Below are 16,505 nucleotides of genomic sequence, written 5' to 3'. Positions count from 1 at the left end.
TCTATTACCTTCTATTCTCATCGCCCGCAAAGAGAAAAAGACTTCATCAAGGAAGTTGAGACCGTTGCGAAACTCCACTCAGAGCCGAAATACTTGCAAAAACTAAAAACGCCGTTAAGGTAAAAGTTCCGATAACCGAAAACATCTACATCCAACTTTATTATAACCAACTAAGAATTATATTTTAATAGGATGGAACAGAAGGTTATTTGGTAGGGATTGTGTCGGTAGTGTGTGGCATAAACATCCTTTTGAAAATCCAAAAGATCACGATTTCAGTGAAGAGGGAAAAAGAGAAATTTCAATTTCAGACTTCTTTGAGGAAGTATTTAAATTATTAAAAGAGAATAATTTAATTTGAAAATTTCGTAACATTATACCTTATTTTTCCAACGCCTTTTAATTTCATTTAATCTTCTTTCAATTTCTTTAGCCCATTTATCTCCTTTCTCTCTTCTCCAGTCGTAGAAGAGATAGCCGATGCAACTTACGAAAGTTATAGCAGAGATTATCAAACCTATCTCAAACCAGTCCTGCGGTGTATATCTTATAACTATTTCAAGCTCTCCTGTTTTATCTATCCAGAATCCGTTTATGACAGAGTATAAGGGTATTGCTCTAACCTTTTCCACCAATTTACCGTCCTTGTATATTCTTGCTTCCCACAGCGGATCGTAAGCTTCGGCAAATGAAAGCATGAAGGGTTTTGTTGTATTCACCTTAACTTTCCAGAGGGTTGGGTTGATTTTTGTGTAGCCGATCACTTCAGCGGGTTTTTCTTTAACTTCAAATAGCTGATCAAGGGTTTGATTAGTTTCTGTGGAGTATAGCCAGATGACATCAAGCTTTGGAGCTTCTTCGAATGGAATAACTTGCACATCATCGAACCACGTTATAGCTTCTCCCTTACTTTCATCGAGAACCCAGCCAGCGTTTAAAACCCCTCTTATCTTTGTAACATTCTCAGGGATTTTTATTATAGCACTATATTCTTGCCAATCAGAATCTCCAGTTATTCTTGCTGCAATTACGGTCAATCGCTTCCAGCCCCTATCCTCGTAATAAGCACCAATTGGTATGTGAGTCGAGTTCACATTACGATATTTTATATGAATGGTAACTAAATACGTCCTTCCCGGTTGAACATCTATCGGTTCGCTTCTAATCCAACTCCATGTCTTTTTAGTGGTTGACGTTGAAACTTTCAAGCTATACTTTCCTTTATAGCCTTTATCAAAACTTATCTTGAAGTCCTTGGTATTACCAATTTTCCAGCTCCCTGGCAATCCAGCAAATACCCTTTCGAAAGAAGGATTCTTAACGAGGTTTTTAACTTTTAGCGGTGTTACTTCAAGCTTGTATTTTCCTTTGGTTAGGTGGAATATGGGTGTATACGTGAAGTTCAAAGAATTCGATTTGAGGATAAATTCGTGATCACTAATTCTTACTTTAAACTCTCCCACACTCCTTAAAGCAAGTCTGTAGGTTCCGTTCTTGACAATTTCGATGTCTTGCCAAGCTCTGCCGTTTTTAATGAATGTTAATAGTTCACCATTGCTTGCATCGATATTTTTAACTGTCTTAGCGTTTGAACGATAGAGGTCAGATTCTGCTTCAAAGAGGTAGATTACAGTTTTGTTCTGAAGGAGTTTTTCTACCTCTTTCTTGGCTTTGTAGTATTCTTTTTCTGGGATTAGAACCAATATATTAATGGCATTACTCCCTCTAACATTTTCAATTTTAAGAGTATATTTGCCCTTAGTCAGATAAATTTCACCTACTTTTACCCAAACAAACTCAGCTTTTACATCTTCTCTAGTATTTATTGTTTTTGACAAATTAGCCAAATTAATTTTTATTTCTCCTCCCTTAGGATTCTTAAAGACTCTCGCAAAGAGATAGTATTTACTACTTTCCTCAATATTTACCGGAATTTCTAAGTCATCTCTTTTTGTTGCGAAAATAAAACCATAATTTAAGTCATAGCTAAACTCCCATTTGTGGTTTGGAATCATATTAATGAATGGGGACCATGCTCCGTGATGCGGGTCTGGTAGGTAAGCGCGTGACCATTTATTTCCTTTTGGGTTATAGTATGGTGTATATTTTGCAGGAGTAATGATAATCTTTTTTTGTATGATTAACATATCTACATCGTACCAGTTTTTTTCGTTTGTGAGAAATAATCCCTTAGCTCTACTTATAGCGTCATAGCTAGTGTAATAATCCGAAATAACTATTGGAAAAGTTGAATAGTGTTGTAGGTTATCATATATACTATTTAACATTACTAACCCACCAAAGGAAATAAAATAGTTTGGAGCAGTATACATTATATCGCTAAACTTAGTATTCTCAAACACCTTAATAAAACCTGATTCATACACAATTCTAAAGTCATTATCCTTCATTAAATAAGACTCTTGCTTGTCTACTAATTCCAGTTGGGATAAAATCTGATCTTTATGTACTATTAAATACTTTACACCTATGGTTGATAACAATTCCGCAAGGCTTCGTGTTTTTCCTTTAGCTAGTAGTGAATTCTTGAGACCTAATGTATACTCAAAGAAATAGTGGAAAGAAGTCGATTCTCTCCAATATTGAGGAACTGAAGATCCCCGATCTACTATTGGACCCATATCAAATTTTGATTCCGACCAAGAGAAATGAGACTGAGATCCTCTAGGAATCCATATTGCCTTAAAAAGTTCTGATTGATTTTTTAACCATTCGTTTACGATGAAATACTCGTCTGGTATTTTAGTGTCACCATAAACATTATTCAAATCACCAACCAATAATGGCCACGAAGGTATTAATATTAGAATAGCAAAAATTAGCGATATTAGTGGTGTAAGAATGTTCCAATTTTTCCTTATAAGAGTATGCAATTTTTCAATTATTAGATAAATGGATATTGCAAACAATATAGCAAACGAAAACACTACAAGAAACTGAGCCTTTAATCCACTAAACGCCCTACCAATGAAGATGTCTTTCAGAGGGCTATGTAAAATAACCCACGCTCTAAATTCTGGAATACTTAGCACAAATACCGTGAAAATATTTATAGACCATAAAAAATAGATAATTTCAGAGTTTTTCGCCTTTCTGGATAGGAATGGGAGTATAGAAAGAATAGGTGGAGCAAATGATAATAAGGTAATGAAGATATCAAACTTAGAAATTATAGGTGGCTTATCAGAGTAGAAATATGGAATAGTTATTTCTCCCAAGCCCCTTATTACATTTGCCATAGAAGCATAGGCAAATCTTACTTCTATTAGTTGCGTAGTGAGAGCTGTTGCTACTGCGGGTTGTTTATAGAAAATAGAAAGAGCTAGGAACCATCCATTAATAGCTATTACTGTTAAACCAAATGCAAATAAAATAAAGGCATACCTCTTAATAACATATAGCTTGTTGCCACTCCTCAACAACTCAAAAATAATAGTGAATAAAAGATATGGCAATAACAATAGAAAGGCGAATACATAGAATCTATACCCGTAGCTATATAAAGAAAAAAATATTGCAGATAGCACAGCATATCTAGCTTTATTTAACTTAATTGATTTGTAGAAAGTTAAGAACACTATAGGTGTTATGGCATAATAGAAAATCCTATCTGGTCGTAGAACATAGGAGAGCGTGTACGCGGGATTAGCTAAATAATATAACCCTCCTAAAAATGACGCTACAGACAATATTTTATCGTTTGGCTTCCTAAGTATTGATTGTATGACATTTTTTATCAAAATGTACATACATATTCCTGACAAGGTGTAAACAAACCAAAGTTGAATGATTGCGTACTGAATAATGCTTAAATTAAGACATTTTGCAATAATAATTAATGGTATGTGATAGGAGAATATTACTGGAAGGTTTGCTACGCTTAGCTGGTCATTCCACAAAAACAGCGTGTGTCCCTCAGCCTTTATGTAATTTTCCAGTGAAAGATACCATATAGTATCGCTAACTATTTCACCTGAGACTATAATATCTCTAATGAATATAGCAGAAATTACACCGAATAATATTATGAAAAATATATCATCTTCGATCTTCATTTTTGATCACTTTTTATTGTTGATAGCACTTTCTCGAAAATTCTAATTAAATCTCCGCTTGTTAACTTATTTAATCTGATATATGGATAATTGTGTTCAACAAGAAACGTTTCTTGTTTATCAAATACGGCTATTCCGATGATATGTTTTGAATGTAAATGTGCTAATATTAGCGAATGATATCTCATCCCAATTATTATGTCGACATGCTTAACGACCTCGAATAGTACATGTGGTGGGTAGTATGGTAGTATGTAAAATTTGATATTTTTGTAGAGTTCTTCTTTTATTTTCTTATATAAATATAGATCGGAAGATAACCCAATAGTTCTACCCCTAAATTCTGGATTAAATATAAAAGCAAATATTAATATATTATATTTCGAAGTTATGTAATTTAGGAATTTTACAAATTCTTTTTCTTTTTTAAACTCAAATAAGTCTTTAGTTATGGACAAACCCACAATAATAGCGTTATTGTTTTCTATTATTATTTTTTTTATTTCAGGAGGTAGCTTAGCCTTTGGCGGCTTCCAATAAAAAGTTAGATCCTTTATTAAGCATGGATTAATTCCAACCTTCTTAAGTATTAGGTCCTTTGATTTTTTGTCTCTTACGAATACATTGCCGTTTTGCATAAGCAATTTAGCTAAAATTCTTAATCCAAGAGGAGTAGTTTCAGAATATCCTATTCCATAAAAATAAATCTTTTTTTTAATAGATAATTTTAATAGTAAGGATAAAATTAATGTGAGATCTATACCTATCCCTCTTCCTTTAGTAAATATAGTTCCTCCTCCAAAGATAATGGCATCACATTTAATAGCTTCTTTCAAAATATACCAAATATTTTTAAAATATAATGGTATTATTCTACTGTCTGGATGTAACTCTTTCAGCGTTTCTGGACTTCTAGTGGGTATATATACCTTACATTCCTTCGATAAAAGATCCAAAATCACATCAAGCATGACTTCATCTCCAAAATTTCCTGGACCATAATTTCCTATAATTAGGACTTTTTTGAGAGTCTTAAAATCATCTGAGTATAAAATTTGATGCCTTTTTTTGATCTGTATATTTTTCATAGAATCTATATACTCCATTTTATCCCCTCTGCAACTCCTTTTAAATAAGCCTTTGCAATCCTTAACCTCTCCTTAAATGGTCTTTTAGACCCTAGCAAAATCACTCTCAAATAATATAGTGTAAACAACCAATTGAAAATCAAGATGAAAATCAAAAACTGCCACCATTTTGAGTATTTTTTGTGGAATATTATTCTGTTTCTTGCTGTGTAATACGCTCTCCTTTCTGTATGGACATGGAATAGTCTTGCTAAATCGCTCTCCTCTTCAGGTGGTGGAACATCATGATAAGCTTTAGCGTTTTTTGTTACACAGACTCTCCAACCTCTTATCTTAGCTCTAAATGAAAAATCTGCCTCCTCATTGTGTATTGGAAACTCTTGTTGATCAACGAAAAACAGTTTACCGTCTTCATCGTAAAATAACTCTTTCCTAATTAATGCTACAGTCGTGAATGAATCCGTATTGAATATTTCGGTATCGGGAAGAGGTAAATCCCTTCCATAAAAATACGTTCTACTTGTCCACATGTTAACTTTTGAACCCGCCCACCATATTCGATTTGGGTCTTTTAGATAATAGCATACCGGACAGATTATCCCAATTTCACCGTGATTTAGTAAAACATCTACAAGCTTCTGAATTGTATCTTTTTTCAATACTACATCATCTGCACAAATCAAAATGTAATCGCCATTTGCATGCTGAATACCCTCATTCATAGCACCTGAGACATACATATCCTCTTGTCCCTTTATTATCTTAATTTTTTCACTCAATTCTACTAATTCTACGTTGATAAGTTTCCTTATTTTCTTAGCAGAATTTCCCATATCTATAATTATAATCTCCAAGTCTCTATATGTCGAGTTATCGATTGATTTTAATGTTCTCATTAGCGATTTTTCTCTTTTATATGTAGGAATTATTATTGAAAGAGACGGCTTTTTCATATTAAACCCCTAATTCATCTCTCCATTTTATCACTCTTGCCGGGTTTCCTACCACTACCGCATTTGGAGTACATCCTTTGTCACTACTGCGCAAGCTCCAATTATTGCTCCTTTTTCTTGCCATATTCCAACTCTATCACAATATCTCCTATTTTTATAACCAATAATCAAATCTTTCTGGGCAGATGAATCGCAGCCCCTTGCTATATTGTCTAACACTTCTTTCTGATCAGTCCTTCACACTTTTTGTCCCTATAATTTAATGTTCAAAAACTTTACATTTACTTTTCTTGCGATTGCTTCATCTTTTTTGTCGTCTCCTACATATATAACTTCCCTCTTCTTGCTATTGTTTATGCCAAAGTGATTCAATATCTTAATAATTCCCTCTTCACTTGGCTTAAAGTTATTCACGGAATCTTTACCAACTATAATTTCGAATTTGCTTCTTATACCTAATTCAGTAAGGATTTTTGATATTGTTAATACCATGTTATCTGAGAATATTGCGTACTTCTTGTTATTTTCACGTATATATCTTACCAATTTTGAATTTACCTCATACCTAGATGTGTTCTCATATTTTTCAATTACTTTGAATGCTATCGTTAACTCATCTTTATCTAGTTTTTTGAGACCTTCATTCAACGAGTGAAAATCTAAGTTAAACATTCTCGCTAATGTATTCTTTAGACCTCTCCAATCAACGTGAAGATTTACTATGGTTCCGTCGAAGTCGAAAATTATGTATTTGTACTTGTTTAACTCTTGTTCTAAAGTGCCCATGGGATGTACACCTCATTCTTGTCAATTATAATCTCATTCCAAAATCTAACCATTTTCAACCCATATCTTATTTTATCAAACACTGGTTCAGGTTCCATGCCATTAAGCATATCCAGTATTAGTTCTATGCTATTTAATCCGGCTATTATCGTAAATGCGTGAGTTCCGGCAAATCTTGGGTTTATTTCTGTAAAGTATATGTTGCCATGCTTGTCTCTAAAACATTGAATGTTATAAGGTCCTATAATCTCTAATTTTTTTCCAATTTTAATGGCATAATCCATAAGTTCCCTATCATAAACAATCTCAGATTTTACGGATAATCCTCCTTTAGTTTCTATCCTTTTTCTTACAACTGCACCTAGGCATTTTTTACCATCAAGTGTATTTAAGCAATCTATAGTGTATTCCACACCATCTATGTGCTCTTGGACAATCCAATTTTCAGATTTTTTTATGTAATAATACAATTCTTCTTTATTATTAATTTTCAAAGCATTTATAGACGCTCTTCCACCTTTCCTTGGTTTGATAAATATAGGAAATGATATCTCATCATTTTCCACTTTCTCAATCGTCTCATCTAATGTAAATGTTCTTGGAGTAGGAATATTATTTTCTCTTAAGAATAAATATGTTTTGTATTTATCAAAGCATATGTATATTGTCTTTGGTTTCGAGATTAAGATAAAAGTTCCTACATCTTTAAACATTTCTGCATGTTCTGAGAGTGTTGGCAGCCATAAATCAAAAATTGGCACAAATAAATGTATATTTTCCATTTTACATATTTTTAACACTTCTTCAATAGCTTTTGGATCATTGGCTGGAGGCACCACATAAAACTTATCAGAAAGATATCGTCCAGCTATAAATTCATCAACATCTATGGTAATTATCTTATAGTTATATTTCTTTTGATATTTCAATCCCTTTATGACTGATATTGCTGTAGCAGTTCCAGCACAATCAATTAAAATATTAAAACTCTTTATATACATCACCAATTTCTTTTATCGATTTTCTAGCTTTATTAATCATTTCTATGCTCCTTATACCAACTATACCCGAATTCGGCTCATTTTTACCACTTTCTATGGTTTTTATGAAATTCAAAATCTCCTCTCTTATTGTATTATTGGGTTTTATGTCTAACTTTTTACCTCTCTTTTCATCATAAACTGTTGCTTCTTGAGTAACGCAATCTCCGACTAGTACTTTTTTAGTTCCAACGACTTCAATATATCTCCTTCTTATAGGATTTACCCAACTCAAGTGTATATTTGCAATTTTTCCACTCTCATATATGGCTTGTATATAACAAGCCTCGATTGTATTCGCTCCTACTTTTATGCCTATCCCATTAAAATCAATTGGCCATTCGTCTGTTATAAAATTAAGTATATCAAGTGGGTGTGGTAGTAAATCGTAAATGACATCAGTTCCGCTCATTGGTGGAATTAAATGAGTCCATGCTAAATTAAAATATAAAATTTTACCGAAGTGATTATTTAGATATATTCTTCTAATTTCTCTAACTATATTAGCAAATCTAAAAATATGTCCTACCTGTAAAACTAAATTTTTTGATAATGCTAACTCAACTAACTTGAAGGCCTCTGTTAGGCTTTCAGCCATAGGTTTTTCTATTAACACATGAATATCATTTTCAAGTGTTTCCTTTGCTATTTCATAATGCGTATTGTTTGGCGTGCAGATATGAACAGCATCTACTTTTTTAATAAACTCATTAAAATCATTACATAATTCTGCAGATCCATTAAATTGTCGTAATTGAGACTCATTTTTATCGCATAAGATTACTGAATCTATGACACCTTCGTTCATCAATACTATATACTCCCTTGCAACCTTCGTTCCCCATCGCCCGATTCCTATAACTCCAATCTTCATTTTTCGGTCACCCTAAAGAATTCTTCTACACAACTAATGATGTATTCTATCTCATCTCTGGTTAAATTTGGGTGCATGGGCAAGCTTAAAACTTCTCTCGCCCATCTCTCAGCATTCGGAAACATTCCTTCCTTGAATCCCATCCTTCTGTAAGGCGGTTGCAAGTGAACAGGCAAAGGATAGTGTATTCCGCACTCAATCCCTCTCTTTTCCAAGTATTCTTTAAGCTGATCTCTGTATTTTGTTCTAACAACATATAGATGATAGACTGGCTTAACTTTACTATTTTCTTTTGGAGGTAGAATCAAATCTCCTACCCCATCGAGTTTTTTGTTGTATTCTCTTGCAATTTTTCTCCTCCTTTCGTTCCATTTCTCAAGGTACTTTAGCTGAATTCTGCCGATAGCAGCATTAACCGTGTTCATCCTTGCGGTGTAACCAATATACTCATGGACGTATGGATTTGTTTTTGATCTGCCAACATCTCTAAGTGATTCCACAATTTCAGCAATCTCATTGTCATTAGTCGTTACCATCCCTCCGTCCCCGCAAACAGTCATGTTCTTGGAGGGATAAAATGAGAGAGCTCCAGCATCTCCAAATGACCCAACTTTCCTACCTTTATAAGTAGCTCCATGTGCTTGACACGCATCCTCTAAAACTTTAACATCGTATCTCTCAGCTATCTCCATAATCACATCCATATCGCAGGAATATCCATAAAGATGAACTGGTATAATCGCCTTAACTTTGTCCTTGAATTCTTTAATAGTTTTTTCTAACTTTTGAGGATCAATATTATACGTTTCAAGTGAAATGTCAACAAAAATCGGATTTGCTTTGATGTAAGTGATAACATTAGCGGTAGCTATAAATGTCGCTGGCGTCGTTATAACGTAATCTCTTTCTTTCACATCCATCGTAATTAAAGATAAATGTAAAGCTGTCGTCCCACTATTCACAGCAATTGCGTGCTTAGTTCCTATAAAATTTGCAAATTCTTCTTCAAATTTTTTGACACTCTCTCCTTTAAGATATCGTTCGTTCTTAAGAGCTCTTACAGCTGCATCTATCATATCATCCGTTAAAATTGGCTCAATTAATGATATTTTAGGGTTACTAGTCATTTCATCATACCTCCTTTCTGAAAAAACCTCGCAGACTCCATCTCAATCCCGACGTAAAAACTCCTCTCAAAATCTCTAACCTTAACCCAAAAGGACTTGCCGATACTCCGCTCGGGAATTATGATTCCACCAATACTTTCGTCGGATTCGATGAAATTCACGCACTCCTCCACAACTTTTTTGCTTAGTTCCATGTCCGAATCAACAAATAAAACGTATTTCCCTTTAGCTTTCTTCAATCCAATGTTCTTCGCTCTCGTTCTCTCACCCTCGTCGTAAATTATCCTTGCTCCGTATCTCTTGGCGATTTCAACTGTCCTGTCTTTGGAGAACTTATCAACAACGATTATCTCTATGTTTCCGTAAGTCTGGTCTCTGATTGATTTCAGGCATTTTTCCAAGGTTTTCTCGGAGTTGTAGGTTGGAATTACAGCTGACACAAGCGGCTCACTCATACCCATTGAACCCGTAAGCTCTTTTTTGACATCCACCCCGCCCTGCGAGGCTTTCTTAGCGACAGTTTTGTAAGTTGAATAATTTTTCATTTTAGAGTAAATCAATTCTCTTGCAGTCAGGCATTCAAATGGATTCTCAACCACCGGTTGTATTCTTTGAAAACGTCTTCTGGAATGGGGTTTGCAGCTGGGACGTCTTTTACCTTCTTTATTAGCTTTATCATGTATATCGTAGCCTTAAACTTCTTGGCTAAGGCTACTATGTAACCGTCCCGAGATTCTATGTTATAACCTAAGGCATTCGTTAGCGAATCTAAAACGACATCAACGTCGATCTCTTCGTAAAAAGCGGGAGATTGCGTTTTTAGCGTTTTCGTAAGTGTTTCGTATGCAGATGTCTTCTCAACTTTCAAGTATCTTGTCAAAATATGATATGCTCCCAAGACTGCTGATGTTGGAATTATGCATTTCCTCCTCCACTTCAGAACGTCCGATAAAAATTCGAGTGCAGCATCTTTCGCAGGATTTTCAAAGTGAGATATCACTACTATCCCGACGTCTACTACACCTTCAATCCGATCTTTTCCAAACCGTATTTCTTCGTGAGCCATTTTTCTTCCTCCTCGACTTCGGAGACAAAAGCTTTTGGTGCCTTGTTCCTCAAAAATTCAACGAGTTCGTCCACTCTTTTATCAAGACTTTTATCAAGATTCCCTCTGTGGATCTTAATCACTATTTCTTCACCTTTTATGTCCAGCATAAGCTCAGAGCCTTCGTGAATGCCGAGCTCCTCTCTAACCTTCTTCGGCAGAATTATCCTGCCGTTCCCGTCAACTCTCACCTTCATGCTATACTATTGAATTTGGCAACTTATAAAATCTCTGGTAAATGGCAAGCTTGTTGGCAAAAATTGTTACGTTATCGCACATCCGCAAGTAAGTGGTGTTTTTAGCTGCACGACCATCCTTCTTAATTTCTATATACCCCCTCTAATAGGCAGGATTTCTTAAATTCTATTATATCAAATAACTTCAATTTCAACATTATAAAAATAAAGTCAGAATGACTACTGGAACCATCATAACCCCAATTTCTTCAAAATGAATTCCCTGACTTTCTCAGCCGTTTCTATTGCTTCTATTACTTCTTCTGCAGGTTCGTAAATTCCTCCAAGATTCTTTTTATCGCAGTTTTTAATCGGGGGATGTCCTTTATTACAATATTCCAGACGATGTCGTAATCTACAACAAAATATCCGTGAATTAAGCGGTGTCTTAATCCTACGATCTGCCTCCATGGTATATCTTTATACTTTACTTTAATTTCATCGGGAATATAATTAGCGGCTTCACCTATTATCTCAAGATTTTTAACCACAGCATCCTTTAGCTTGTCGTCTTTCATGAATTCCTCATAGGAAACTCCTAAGATGTATCTCTCAATTTTTTCGATGCTTTCAAGGATGTCACTAACGAAAAGACTCCAGTCCCTCTTAGACATACACGAGATCACTCTCTATGCTTTTCCAGAGTAAAAATTTCTGCTTTACTGCCTTAACAGTAAGTAAATCCACCTTCATTCCTAATAACTCTTCCAGTTCGTCCCAAAGTTCAAAAAATTCAAGTCCCACCGGTTTTTCAAACTCAACTAATATGTCGACATCACTGCTCTCTCTTTCCTCACCTCTCGCAAAGGAGCCAAAGATGCTAATTTCTTTCACGCCATACTTCCTTTTTAGCTCTTCCTTGTGTTTTCTAAGTGTTTCCAGTATATCTTCAATTTTTTTCATTACCATCACCTACTATTTTATTTCGTCACTTATTATAAATTTTTGTGCCCAAATACACAAAAAGAGCGTACTCACATAGATTAGTCGGGAAGTCTTCTGGTTTTTCCTTCGCTTTCTCCAGCCCGAAGTTCTTAGCTCGTTCACAATCCATATAAACTTTAGCATCATCTTTCTGTTCAACAGTCCTATCGTCAGAAAATCTATCAACGACAATAGCCGGCTGGTTATTGATTTATATTCCATAACCCCAATTTCTTCAAAATGAATTCCCTGACTTTCTCAGATATTTCAAGCGCCTCCTTCGCCTCTTCTTCGGTTATCTCCCGATCTATTGGATATCTGATCGTAACACCGATTGGAAACAAAATGGAGAAATCAAGTTTGAGCAGAGCTTCGAAGCTTAGATCAATCTCCTTGCACAAATCAATGAGCAGCGGAATGTTGTGCGTTTTTCCGAAGTGCTTATTATGGTAAGTCAGAAAAGCTTTGAGATATTTTTCAACAGCTTGTTGGGAGTGGAACAACGAGTAATCGTAAATACCTTCTCTGAGTAATACATCTGCAGCCTTTAAATCTCCTTTAAATCTCTTTCAGCCTTTTTCAACCATTCCTTTGCTGTTTCTTCATTCATAAAACAACTCCCTCTAAGGTGGCAGTGCCACATATGTTACCAAAAGCGTTCTTGCGCTTATTGTAGTAATCTCTGCTAACCATTACGAGCTCTGCATCAACATCCAAGTCTAACAGCCTCAAAACGCATTCGTAAAGAAATCTTCTTTCGGTATTTCTGTCAGTTTTAGTTTCACTGACTATCAGTATATCCCAGTCTGAATCATATCTAAAATCACCCCTCGCTCTTGAACCGAAGAGAATTATCCTGTCCACCTTTACTCCGTATTTCTCGGCAACTTCTAAAATTATCCTCTTGATTTCTTCAGTCGCCATTAGAACAATATTTCCTTCCAGCATATATATGTTTTTAACTGAAATCACAAATAAAACTTTTTATCCTCATCGCTTTTTTCATTTGCCACCTATTGGTTATCCACATTTACGCCATACACTTTTGCTGTATCCAATATCACCTCTTTCTATACTTGCTTTCATCGCTTCATCTCTCCTCAATTACATTCTTAATTACTTTTTCAAACTCTTCGGCACTTCTATCCCAGCTAAATCCTTTAGCCCATTCAATCGCATTTCTGCTTAACTCTTCTCTTAAATCACTATCACTTAAAATATCTATTATTGCTTCTGCTAATTTTTCTATATTGCCATCTTCCACAAGCAGACCACTGTATCCATGTTTTATTGAATCTCTCAACCCAGAAACATCAAAAGCAATAGCTGGAGTCCCACATGCGTTTGCTTCTATCACAGTTATCCCCCATCCTTCTTTTTCTGAAGTTGTAACGAAAACCCAAGCTTTTTTCAGCAATTCAATTTTATCTTTTTCACTAACGAATCCGAAGAACTTGACTCTGTCTTGTATTTCTAACTCTTTGGTTAGATTCTCAAGCTCTCCTTTCATATCACCTCTCCCAGCAATCCAGAGTTCTGCTTCAACCTTTTTAGACACTATTTTGAATGACCTTAAAAGTAATTCTATTCTTTTATATTTTTTGAGTCTTCCAAGAAAAAGGATGACTGGAATATCATTTTTAGAATTAGGATTTGCATTATAAATTTTGGTGTCTATGCCGTTTGGAACAATTTCAATATTTTTTATTCCAAATTTCTTCATCTCTTCCTCAGAACTTTTTGAAACGGTAACAAACTTTGTATTAAAATATATCAAAGGAATTAATCTTTCAGATATCCAGCCCAACAACGCCATATGCCATGGTAGCTCCCTGAAAAATATTTTCTTCACAAGATGGTGAATTATTGCAATTTTATGCCTCCAGACATAAATAGGTGTGAAGAAAGGAACACCATTTATGTCATCAATTATAAGATCAAAGTTCTTTCTTCTCAAGTGTATCAGATAGTGCCAGAAAGCATAAAGATAAACAGAAAACTTACCTCCTTTCCGGATTACTTCTATCCCATCTATGAATTCTTTTTCCCTTGCTCCACAATATCTTGAAACAAACCAAGTGATTTTGTAACCTTTTTTAACCAATCTCTTGGAGATCTCATAAAGATATTTTTCAGCTCCGCCTGCTAAGGGATGATGCCAACATCGCCAGTTAAAAATAAGTATTCTCATTCTCTTCTCACTAAAAACTTTAACGGACTGTGATACAATCTTAATCTTATAATTGAAATAAGCATCTCTGGAATTACTCTGTGTAATTTTACCTTGGAGCCGTATTTGTCTTCCCATCTGATACCTACTTCTTTTATCTTAAATCCTTTTTTTGTCATGAGATAAAGCAAATTTACATCAAATGCAAAATTATGAGTATTTAATGAAGGAATAACTTCCTCTATAACTTTCTTTCTGAAAATTTTAGCTCCACATTGCGTATCTTTGTATGGTAATATGAAAAGTATCCTTACAAGAATGTTGAATAACTTACTCAAAATTTTCCTTATTAATGGCTGATTCACAACAACAGCTCCTTCTGCCCTCCTTGAGGCTATGGCCCCGCTGTATCCGTTTTCTAATTCTATCAAGAGCTTCTCAAATTCTTCTGGTTTAATAGAGCCGTCAGCATCGACAAAACCAACAATATCTCCCCTAGCATTCTGGAACCCCCTTACAATGCCACCTCCTTTACCAAGTCTTCTTTCAAATTTTATCGGAATTATATTTGCATATTTCTTAGCAAGCTTTCTGACCACCTCTTCAGTTCCGTCCGTGCAACCATCCATCTCAACAATAATTTCAAAATTGTTCTGCTCACTTGAAAAATACTCCAGATAACTTAAGATTGTTCCCTCTATTCTTTTTTCCTCATTGAACGCTGGTATTATCAAACTTAACTTAGGATTACTCCGCTCTACATTACCTGTATATCTATGCTCCACAGCATCTCTATTTAATGAAAACATGCCTCTATTAAACTTGCTTTCTTCTTTCAATTAATGGAAATCCGCCCCATTCCAACCAATGGCATCCTCCTCTCCCTCCAAGCGGTGTAAAAATAGCTTAAAAAGAAAAGTATTGCACTGACATAAAGCATAGTCATTACAATTTCTCTCATCGTCTTATGAAAAATAGAAAGTAAGAATATCAGTAAAAACATAAAAGAAACAGGAATAAGAACATATTTCAAGTTATGAATTGCAAGATTATATGAGGAAACTATCACGGATAGAGTGAAGAAGAACATAGCGAGTCCATAAATTCCCACTAAAGATGTTGCTTCCATGTATTTTGTGCCGAAAATGAAATTTACGATGAGAGAAGGAGTGAGCAAGTATGCGAGAGCGACTGGGCCTGAAAGAGAGCATGCGATAATTAAGCACATATTCAGCAAACTGAATGTTCTCTTTTTCTGCGTGTGCATTCCCGAAACCTTAGGAAACATCACGGCAGAGACCGCCCCCGGAATGAAGAAAACAATTTTTCCCAACACCGAAGTTGCAGTGTAAATACCCGCATCGTATTCATCAAAGAAGTGTTTCACCATTATCACATCTATATTTGCAGGAACAGTGTAGCAGAATACTGCTATTATCACAGGAAATGCGTATTTATATAGTTGGAAAAAATCAAATTCGCTGCCTTTATGCTTCAAAACGGGAATATTAGGGATGAAAGATGCTATTAAAGCGAGGAAAATCGCTATTGCCACGCCTCCTAATGCACCTGCAACACCAAATCCCATGCATACAAGAAATATTCCGAAAATCAATTTTGAAGACGCATTTAGAATGTTTATTGTCCCTAAATACCAAAATCTTTCCATTCCCTGCAGCGCTCCTGTGCCAATAGGTAGGAAAAAAGAAAGAAACAGAATAATTCCCACAATAATTATCAGCTCATTTGATTCTATTTTTAAGAATGATGCTATATATTTACCCGCAAATGTGAAAATAAGGAACATAATAATCCCTAAAATGCTCATCCTTTTCAACATTCCATACAGTAAAAAGCCGATATTTCCGTATTCACCTTCCGCTTTCAACTTAGAGACGAATCTTGCTATGGATGTCTGTATTGTGCCTCCGCAAACGGAAACGATGTAAAAGATTGCGAATAGAGAGCCAAAAACACCATAGCTTTCAGGTCCCAAAGCCTTTCCCATGTATATTTGATATATGTAATTGCATGTTCCTGTTATTAATGAGACGGCAAACATAATACTTGTGTGTTTAAAAAGACCGAAATGGTCATGAAAATTCACTCTACTCGCTATATTCAAA

General features: G+C 35.0%; 18 protein-coding genes. All 18 read right to left on the bottom strand.

Translation table 11 applies throughout. The annotated features are described in order from the left end of the window. Positions 1 to 374: 374 nt before the first annotated feature. Positions 375 to 4,076 carry a carbohydrate binding domain-containing protein gene (locus tag LWW95_10270; protein ID MDL1957409.1) on the bottom strand — a complete coding sequence of 1,234 codons (3,702 nt, stop codon included), beginning with the start codon at positions 4,074 to 4,076 and terminating at the stop codon, positions 375 to 377. Then, a complete protein-coding gene (locus tag LWW95_10265) occupies positions 4,073 to 5,182 on the bottom strand; it encodes a polysaccharide pyruvyl transferase family protein (GenBank protein ID MDL1957408.1) in 1,110 nt (369 codons plus the stop codon). Before LWW95_10265 ends, LWW95_10270 begins: the two co-directional genes overlap by 4 nt. After that, positions 5,170 to 6,117: a glycosyltransferase family 2 protein gene (locus LWW95_10260; GenBank protein ID MDL1957407.1), complete on the bottom strand. Its 948-nt coding sequence runs from the start codon at positions 6,115 to 6,117 to the stop codon at positions 5,170 to 5,172. The genes LWW95_10265 and LWW95_10260 overlap by 13 nt, the downstream gene beginning before the upstream one ends. A gap of 54 nt (positions 6,118 to 6,171) precedes the next feature. After that, the gene (locus LWW95_10255) at positions 6,172 to 6,336 is read right to left on the bottom strand and encodes a hypothetical protein (GenBank protein ID MDL1957406.1); all 165 of its coding nucleotides are present in this window, start codon (positions 6,334 to 6,336) and stop codon (positions 6,172 to 6,174) included. A gap of 33 nt (positions 6,337 to 6,369) precedes the next feature. Further along, positions 6,370 to 6,903, bottom strand: coding sequence for an HAD family hydrolase (locus LWW95_10250; protein ID MDL1957405.1), 534 nt, complete (start codon positions 6,901 to 6,903; stop codon positions 6,370 to 6,372). After that, positions 6,891 to 7,904: an ATP-grasp domain-containing protein gene (locus tag LWW95_10245; protein MDL1957404.1), complete on the bottom strand. Its 1,014-nt coding sequence runs from the start codon at positions 7,902 to 7,904 to the stop codon at positions 6,891 to 6,893. The genes LWW95_10250 and LWW95_10245 overlap by 13 nt, the downstream gene beginning before the upstream one ends. Continuing rightward, entirely contained in the window at positions 7,885 to 8,817 is a 933-nt protein-coding gene (locus LWW95_10240) for a Gfo/Idh/MocA family oxidoreductase (GenBank protein ID MDL1957403.1), read from the bottom strand. The genes LWW95_10245 and LWW95_10240 overlap by 20 nt, the downstream gene beginning before the upstream one ends. Beyond that, positions 8,814 to 9,944 carry a DegT/DnrJ/EryC1/StrS family aminotransferase gene (locus LWW95_10235; protein MDL1957402.1) on the bottom strand — a complete coding sequence of 377 codons (1,131 nt, stop codon included), beginning with the start codon at positions 9,942 to 9,944 and terminating at the stop codon, positions 8,814 to 8,816. The genes LWW95_10240 and LWW95_10235 overlap by 4 nt, the downstream gene beginning before the upstream one ends. Then, complete coding sequence (locus LWW95_10230) at positions 9,941 to 10,489, bottom strand: glycosyltransferase (GenBank protein MDL1957401.1); 549 nt, start codon at positions 10,487 to 10,489, stop codon at positions 9,941 to 9,943. Before LWW95_10230 ends, LWW95_10235 begins: the two co-directional genes overlap by 4 nt. A 26-nt stretch (positions 10,490 to 10,515) precedes the next feature. Then, on the bottom strand, positions 10,516 to 11,010 hold the full coding sequence (locus tag LWW95_10225; protein MDL1957400.1) for a hypothetical protein: 495 nt from the start codon (positions 11,008 to 11,010) through the stop codon (positions 10,516 to 10,518). Further along, positions 10,962 to 11,246 carry an AbrB/MazE/SpoVT family DNA-binding domain-containing protein gene (locus LWW95_10220; GenBank protein MDL1957399.1) on the bottom strand — a complete coding sequence of 95 codons (285 nt, stop codon included), beginning with the start codon at positions 11,244 to 11,246 and terminating at the stop codon, positions 10,962 to 10,964. Before LWW95_10220 ends, LWW95_10225 begins: the two co-directional genes overlap by 49 nt. A 293-nt stretch (positions 11,247 to 11,539) precedes the next feature. Continuing rightward, positions 11,540 to 11,899: a DUF86 domain-containing protein gene (locus tag LWW95_10215; protein MDL1957398.1), complete on the bottom strand. Its 360-nt coding sequence runs from the start codon at positions 11,897 to 11,899 to the stop codon at positions 11,540 to 11,542. Then, positions 11,892 to 12,188, bottom strand: a complete 297-nt coding sequence (locus tag LWW95_10210) for a nucleotidyltransferase family protein (GenBank protein ID MDL1957397.1) — start codon at positions 12,186 to 12,188, stop codon at positions 11,892 to 11,894. The genes LWW95_10215 and LWW95_10210 overlap by 8 nt, the downstream gene beginning before the upstream one ends. A 224-nt stretch (positions 12,189 to 12,412) precedes the next feature. Further along, positions 12,413 to 12,712: a HEPN domain-containing protein gene (locus LWW95_10205; protein MDL1957396.1), complete on the bottom strand. Its 300-nt coding sequence runs from the start codon at positions 12,710 to 12,712 to the stop codon at positions 12,413 to 12,415. Positions 12,713 to 12,815: 103 nt separating this feature from the next. After that, on the bottom strand, positions 12,816 to 13,133 hold the full coding sequence (locus tag LWW95_10200) for a nucleotidyltransferase domain-containing protein (GenBank protein ID MDL1957395.1): 318 nt from the start codon (positions 13,131 to 13,133) through the stop codon (positions 12,816 to 12,818). A gap of 166 nt (positions 13,134 to 13,299) precedes the next feature. Further along, a complete protein-coding gene (locus tag LWW95_10195; GenBank protein ID MDL1957394.1) occupies positions 13,300 to 14,400 on the bottom strand; it encodes a glycosyltransferase family 4 protein in 1,101 nt (366 codons plus the stop codon). Then, positions 14,397 to 15,218 (bottom strand): glycosyltransferase family 2 protein, encoded by an 822-nt coding sequence (locus tag LWW95_10190; protein ID MDL1957393.1) that lies wholly within the window; start codon positions 15,216 to 15,218, stop codon positions 14,397 to 14,399. Before LWW95_10190 ends, LWW95_10195 begins: the two co-directional genes overlap by 4 nt. Then, on the bottom strand, positions 15,215 to 16,505 hold a 1,291-nt coding region (locus LWW95_10185; protein ID MDL1957392.1), incomplete at its 5' end, for an oligosaccharide flippase family protein. The genes LWW95_10190 and LWW95_10185, both read right to left, overlap by 4 nt.

It is taken from the genome of Candidatus Desulfofervidus auxilii (assembly GCA_030262725.1).
Lineage (GTDB): Bacteria > Desulfobacterota > Desulfofervidia > Desulfofervidales > Desulfofervidaceae > JAJSZS01.
The sequence above is the reverse complement of the archived record's forward strand: the minus strand, read 5'-3'. Positions and strand labels throughout refer to the sequence as shown.

Bases quoted from the DNA above. Each gene is read 5' to 3' on its own strand.
- LWW95_10270 (MDL1957409.1), bottom strand. From the start codon at position 4,076: ATGAAGATCGAAGATGATATATTTTTCATAATATTATTCGGTGTAATT.
- LWW95_10265 (MDL1957408.1), bottom strand. From the start codon at position 5,182: ATGGAGTATATAGATTCTATGAAAAATATACAGATCAAAAAAAGGCAT.
- LWW95_10260 (MDL1957407.1), bottom strand. From the start codon at position 6,117: ATGAAAAAGCCGTCTCTTTCAATAATAATTCCTACATATAAAAGAGAA.
- LWW95_10250 (MDL1957405.1), bottom strand. From the start codon at position 6,903: ATGGGCACTTTAGAACAAGAGTTAAACAAGTACAAATACATAATTTTC.
- LWW95_10245 (MDL1957404.1), bottom strand. From the start codon at position 7,904: ATGTATATAAAGAGTTTTAATATTTTAATTGATTGTGCTGGAACTGCT.
- LWW95_10240 (MDL1957403.1), bottom strand. From the start codon at position 8,817: ATGAAGATTGGAGTTATAGGAATCGGGCGATGGGGAACGAAGGTTGCA.
- LWW95_10235 (MDL1957402.1), bottom strand. From the start codon at position 9,944: ATGACTAGTAACCCTAAAATATCATTAATTGAGCCAATTTTAACGGAT.
- LWW95_10230 (MDL1957401.1), bottom strand. From the start codon at position 10,489: ATGAAAAATTATTCAACTTACAAAACTGTCGCTAAGAAAGCCTCGCAG.
- LWW95_10225 (MDL1957400.1), bottom strand. From the start codon at position 11,010: ATGGCTCACGAAGAAATACGGTTTGGAAAAGATCGGATTGAAGGTGTA.
- LWW95_10220 (MDL1957399.1), bottom strand. From the start codon at position 11,246: ATGAAGGTGAGAGTTGACGGGAACGGCAGGATAATTCTGCCGAAGAAG.
- LWW95_10215 (MDL1957398.1), bottom strand. From the start codon at position 11,899: ATGTCTAAGAGGGACTGGAGTCTTTTCGTTAGTGACATCCTTGAAAGC.
- LWW95_10210 (MDL1957397.1), bottom strand. From the start codon at position 12,188: ATGAAAAAAATTGAAGATATACTGGAAACACTTAGAAAACACAAGGAA.
- LWW95_10200 (MDL1957395.1), bottom strand. From the start codon at position 13,133: ATGGCGACTGAAGAAATCAAGAGGATAATTTTAGAAGTTGCCGAGAAA.
- LWW95_10195 (MDL1957394.1), bottom strand. From the start codon at position 14,400: ATGAGAATACTTATTTTTAACTGGCGATGTTGGCATCATCCCTTAGCA.